Below are 4,860 nucleotides of genomic sequence, written 5' to 3' on the forward strand. Positions count from 1 at the left end.
TGCCCAACGAAAACGGAGGGACAACAACATGGCGAATGAGAAGATTCTGGTTGTAGATGACGATAAAAATATTTGCGAATTGCTGCGTTTGTATCTGGTCAAGGAGGGCTATAACGTCACCATGGCGCACGACGGCGGCGCCGCGCTGACGGAATTTGAAAAACTGCATCCCGACCTGGTACTGCTGGACGTGATGATGCCGGTGATGGACGGCTGGGAAGTCTGCCGCAAGATCCGCGCCAAGGACAACACTCCCATCATCATGCTGACGGCCAAAGGCGAAACCTATGACAAGGTGCTGGGCCTGGAACTGGGCGCCGATGACTACATCGTGAAGCCTTTTGACGCCAAGGAAGTGACCGCCCGCATCAAGGCTGTGCTGCGCCGTTCTTCCAAGGAAGAGGACAGCAAGGGCGTTTACGACTTTGACAACCTGCACCTGGATATGAACCGTTATGAACTGAAGGTCAAGGGCAAAGTGGTGGAAGCACCGCCCAAGGAACTGGAACTGCTGGCCTGCCTGGCCGGGCATCCCAACCGTGTGTACACCCGCGACCAGCTGCTGGACGAGGTCTGGGGCTTTGAATACTACGGTGACTCCCGCACCATCGACGTGCATGTAAAGCGCCTGCGTGAAAAGCTGGAAGGTGCGTCGGACAAATGGAACCTCAAGACGGTCTGGGGCGTCGGTTATAAATTCGAGGTACGGGAATGAACCGCCGGAATACCATCAGCCGGGAATTCTTTTCCACCATTGCGGTGGTGCTGATTCTGGGGCTCAGTGTCATGTGTGCCATCCAGACGGCGTTGTCGGCTGCCTATTTTGTCACGGAGCGCCGTGCCGCCCTGACCGCCATTCTGGACGGCGCCAGCGCTTTGAGTGAACGCTTTGCCGAGGGCGGCGCCATCGTCACCCAGCCGTTGGGGGATGAGCGCGCGCAGGATGCCCGCAGCGGCTTTGAACTGTTCAATACCGCCTCGGGTGCCATGGTGTTTGTGGCCTCGGAGGATGGGCAGGTGCTGCTGCATACCGAGGGGGCGGAATTTGCCGAACAGTATGTGCCCCAGGACCTGCTGGACAAGATGGACGAAGGCCAGGACCTGTTTGAAACGGGTACCCTGGGCGGTGTGTACCGGGATAAGTACTATACCGCGGGCCGCCGCATCAATGTGGAGGGCAGCGTAGGGTATCTGTTTGCCGCCAGCCCCATGACGGCGCTGGGGTCCTACATAATGGATATGCTGGTCATGTTCGGCATCTCGGCCATTGCCATTCTGTTGCTGTGCAGTCTGCTTTGCTGGATACTGGCCCGACGGATCACCGGCCCCATTGAGGGCATCAGCGAGGCCGCCCGGCGGCTGGGCAGCGGTGACTTTACGGCCCGCGCCCCGGTGGACGGCTGTGTGGAACTGGCTGAATTTGCCACCACCTTCAACAACATGGCCACCCGGCTGCAGACCATCGATAACTCCCGCGGCCAGTTTATGGGCAACATAGCACACGAACTGCGCACCCCCATGACCACCATCAAGGGCTTTATCGACGGTATGCTGGACGGCACCATCCCGCCGGAAGAAAACCAGCATTACCTCTCCATTGTCTCACAGGAGACCGGCCGTCTGGCCCGCCTGGTGCAGAATATGCTGGATATCACCAAGCTGGAAGCAGGCGAAGTACCGGTCCATGCCCAGAGCTATGATCTGTGGAAGACCGTCACCGATGTGGTGCTCAGCGATGAACAGCGCATCGAGGATGGCAAAATCGATATTCAGGGGTTGGGCGGCCCGCCGCTGCTGATTTTTGCGGACCCGGACTTTGTGCACCAGGTGGTGTACAATATTGTGGACAACGCCATCAAGTTCACACCGGAAGGGGGAACCATCTCCTTCTCGGCCCAGAAAAAGGGCAGCATGGTGCAGGTCAGCATCCAGAATACCGGCGCGGGAATTGCCCCCGAGGCATTGCCGTTTGTGTTTGAACGGTTCTACAAAGAGGACCGCTCCCGCGGTATGAATACCCGCGGCAGCGGTCTGGGGCTGCATATCTGCAAAATTCTCATCAATCTTTCGGGCGGTCAGATCCACGCCGAAAGCGAAGAGGGCAAGTGGTGCCGCTTTGTGTTCACCCTGCCCGCCGGCAACTGAAAATAAAAAATCGGCATCGTCGGGCAGGTTCCGGCGATGCCGTTTTTGTTTAAAGAAAACCCGCCTTTGGGTTGCCGTTCAGGGCATGCGAAAGCGGGCCTTTGTATTGGCAGATATCCGGGAAAGCGATCGGGCCGCAGAACGGCGACCGCCCTTTCTAAGCGATTAGAAATAGGCTTTGATCTGGAACCGGTCCTGGGGGGCGGATTCCTCCACGATCAGTTTCTCGTGGTTAAAGTCAAACTTCACGCTCTTGCAGTCGTCCAGATTGCGGGTCAGGCGCAGCAACTGGTCCACCCGTTTCTGTTCGTCTTTGGTGTAGAACAGGTAGCTGGCGCCTTCCTTGCGGGCGCGGCCGGTACGGCCGATCCGGTGGGTGTAGTGCTCGTTTTCCTCGGGAACGTCGTAGTTGATGACGGCGTCCACATCGGAAACATCAATGCCGCGGGCGGCCACGTCGGTGGCTACCAGTACCGAGATCTCCCCGGCCTTGAACCGGGTCATAATGCGGTTGCGCTCCGCCTGGGAGAGGTCGCCGTGCAGGCAGTCCACATTGAAGTTCAGCCGGGCCAGCTGGTTGGCCAGCATGCCGGTGTTGTACTTGGTGTTGCAGAAGATCATGACCCGCTTATACCCTTCCGAGATGATCAGCTGGGCAGCGTCGGCCAGTTTGTCACGGCCGGTGGTCAACAGCTTGTACTGGGCAATCTTGGGGCTGGAATCTTCCACCGGCTGCACACTGACCTCGGCTGCGTTGTGCTGGTACAGCCAGCCGATATCCAGTACCTCGCGGCTGATGGTGGCCGAGAACATGGAAAGGCTCTTGCGGTGCTTCATCAGATCGATGATGTGGCGTACATCCTTGTAAAAGCCCATGTTCAGCATCTCATCGGCTTCGTCCAGTACCACGGTTTCCACGTCTGAAACATCAATGGCATGGTGGCGGTAATGGTCCATCAGGCGGCCCGGCGTGGCCACCACCACCTGGCAGCCGGCTTTCAGCTGGCGCTGCTGTTTGTCCATACCGGCGCCGCCGTATACACAGACAATTTTGATGTCGGGCAAAAACTGTGCCAGGTTCTGCAGGTCCTGGGCAATCTGCTGGGCCAGTTCACGGGTGGGGCTCAGCACTACGGCTTGGGGCTTGCGGGAAGCCGGGTCCACCTTGGAAAGAATGGGAATGCCGAAGGCAACGGTTTTGCCGGTGCCGGTGGGAGCCTTGGCGATCATATCGTGGCCTTCCATCATCAGGGGAATGGCCTTTTCCTGAATTTCGGTCATTTCGGAAAAGCCCATGGCCTGGGTGGCACGGATGATTTCAGGCGCAACGTTGGTAAGTTCGGTAAACTGCATAGCGTTTATACTGCCTTTCGTAACGTTTTACGGTTTCTTTTTATTATAACAGGCTTTCCAAAAGCCCGCAAGCGGCAAAAGGCTCCCGCCGGAGCGGGAGCCTTTTGAGATTTTATTTGTTTTTGCTGGCCCGGCGGGCGGATTTTCCGCTTGCCTTTTTGCCCGTCTGGGTACGGGTGGATTTGGTGCTCTTGGCAGCCTTGGGCGCCGCCTTGGCGGGCGGTGCTTCCATGGGTTTTTCCATCAGGCGGTCCGGTACAGGCTCCAGCTTCCACAGCTGATTTTCGCCCGAAACATCCTGCCAGATCTGGGCCTGGGTGCCGTTTTCTACCCGCATACCGACCAGATCGATGACTTTATCGGCCAGAATGTTGCGCAGCTTGACTTTGCCGCCGCCGGCTTCCACAATTTCCCAGCGCTGACCGGCGCCGGAGGTCTGGCTCCATTGGTGGACCCAGGTGCCGTTGTTTACGCCCGACATGGCCAGGTCCATGACTTTGCCGGTAAAACGGTTTTTGATGCGGTATTCGCCTTCGCCTGCTTCCTCAAACCGCCACTGCTGCCAGGGCTGGCCTTCATAGCTCCACAGGCGTACCGAAGCGCCGTTCTCGGTATTGAAATCGGCCACCTCCAACACGCGGCCGTTTGCAGCGGCAATGGTATAGCAAGCGTCGGGACGAATGATCGTCTGGGCAGATTTCCTCATGGTAGATCCTCCTTTAGCAGGGTGCCCGGTTGGCAACCCCCCTGTAATTTTCTTTATTATAGCATGGACGCCGCGCGCGGTTTTGCCAAACTTTACCAGGCCCTTTTGGGCAAAACGTCAAGATAAACGGCGAAACAAAGCAGGGTTTTGGCGGTTTGTGTGCATCGACACTTGCATTTTTCTAAAAAATACTTTATCATATAAAAGATAGTATTGTTTTGGGGCCATGGCGGGCCCCCGTAGAGGGAGAGAATAGAGTCATGAGGATCGCTTTGATTGCCCACGATTCCCGCAAGGAATTGATGGCACAGTTCTGTACTGCGTATGTGCGCATTCTGTCGCAAAACGATCTGCTTGCCACGGGTGTGACCGGCAAGATCGTCCGTGATGCAACAGGATTGCCGGTGCGCTGCCTGTATCCGGGCGGACGCGGCGGTGGGGAACAGATTGCCGCCATGATCGGATGCGGCGAAGTGGATATGCTGCTGTTCTTCCGGGACCCTGTGGGTGCCAAACCCGGTGAGCCGAACGATGCGACCCTGTTGCGCCTGTGTGATATGCACACCATCCCGGTAGCCACCAATATTGCCACGGCCGAGGTACTCATCCACGGCCTGGAACGGGGCGACCTCGCCTGGATTGAACTGCAGCGCGGC

At 57.6% G+C, this 4,860-nt stretch carries 5 protein-coding genes; 3 read left to right on the forward strand and 2 right to left on the reverse strand.

The genetic code is table 11. From position 1 onward, the window contains the following. The first annotated feature begins 28 nt into the window (after positions 1-28). Together H6B10_RS12520 and H6B10_RS12525 are read left to right on the forward strand one after the other, a co-directional pair. Positions 29-715 (forward strand): response regulator transcription factor, encoded by a 687-nt coding sequence (locus H6B10_RS12520; RefSeq protein ID WP_204651913.1) that lies wholly within the window; start codon positions 29-31, stop codon positions 713-715. After that, complete coding sequence (locus H6B10_RS12525; protein ID WP_204651914.1) at positions 712-2,145, forward strand: sensor histidine kinase; 1,434 nt, start codon at positions 712-714, stop codon at positions 2,143-2,145. Before H6B10_RS12520 ends, H6B10_RS12525 begins: the two co-directional genes overlap by 4 nt. Before the next feature lie 165 nt (positions 2,146-2,310). On the opposite strand, the gene H6B10_RS12530 is transcribed toward H6B10_RS12525, so the two are convergent. Both H6B10_RS12530 and H6B10_RS12535 read right to left on the reverse strand, forming a co-directional pair. Next, positions 2,311-3,498 carry a DEAD/DEAH box helicase gene (locus tag H6B10_RS12530; protein WP_204651915.1) on the reverse strand — a complete coding sequence of 396 codons (1,188 nt, stop codon included), beginning with the start codon at positions 3,496-3,498 and terminating at the stop codon, positions 2,311-2,313. Between the two features lie 112 nt (positions 3,499-3,610). Further along, complete coding sequence (locus tag H6B10_RS12535; RefSeq protein WP_204651916.1) at positions 3,611-4,204, reverse strand: RICIN domain-containing protein; 594 nt, start codon at positions 4,202-4,204, stop codon at positions 3,611-3,613. A 260-nt stretch (positions 4,205-4,464) separates the two neighbouring features. On the opposite strand from H6B10_RS12535, the gene H6B10_RS12540 reads away from it, so the two are divergent. Beyond that, positions 4,465-4,860, forward strand: a 396-nt coding sequence (locus tag H6B10_RS12540) for a methylglyoxal synthase (RefSeq protein ID WP_204651917.1), incomplete at its 3' end; no start/stop codon positions are given.

It is taken from the genome of Gemmiger formicilis, from assembly GCF_016901605.1.
GTDB classification, from domain to species: Bacteria; Bacillota; Clostridia; order Oscillospirales; family Ruminococcaceae; genus Gemmiger; species Gemmiger formicilis_B.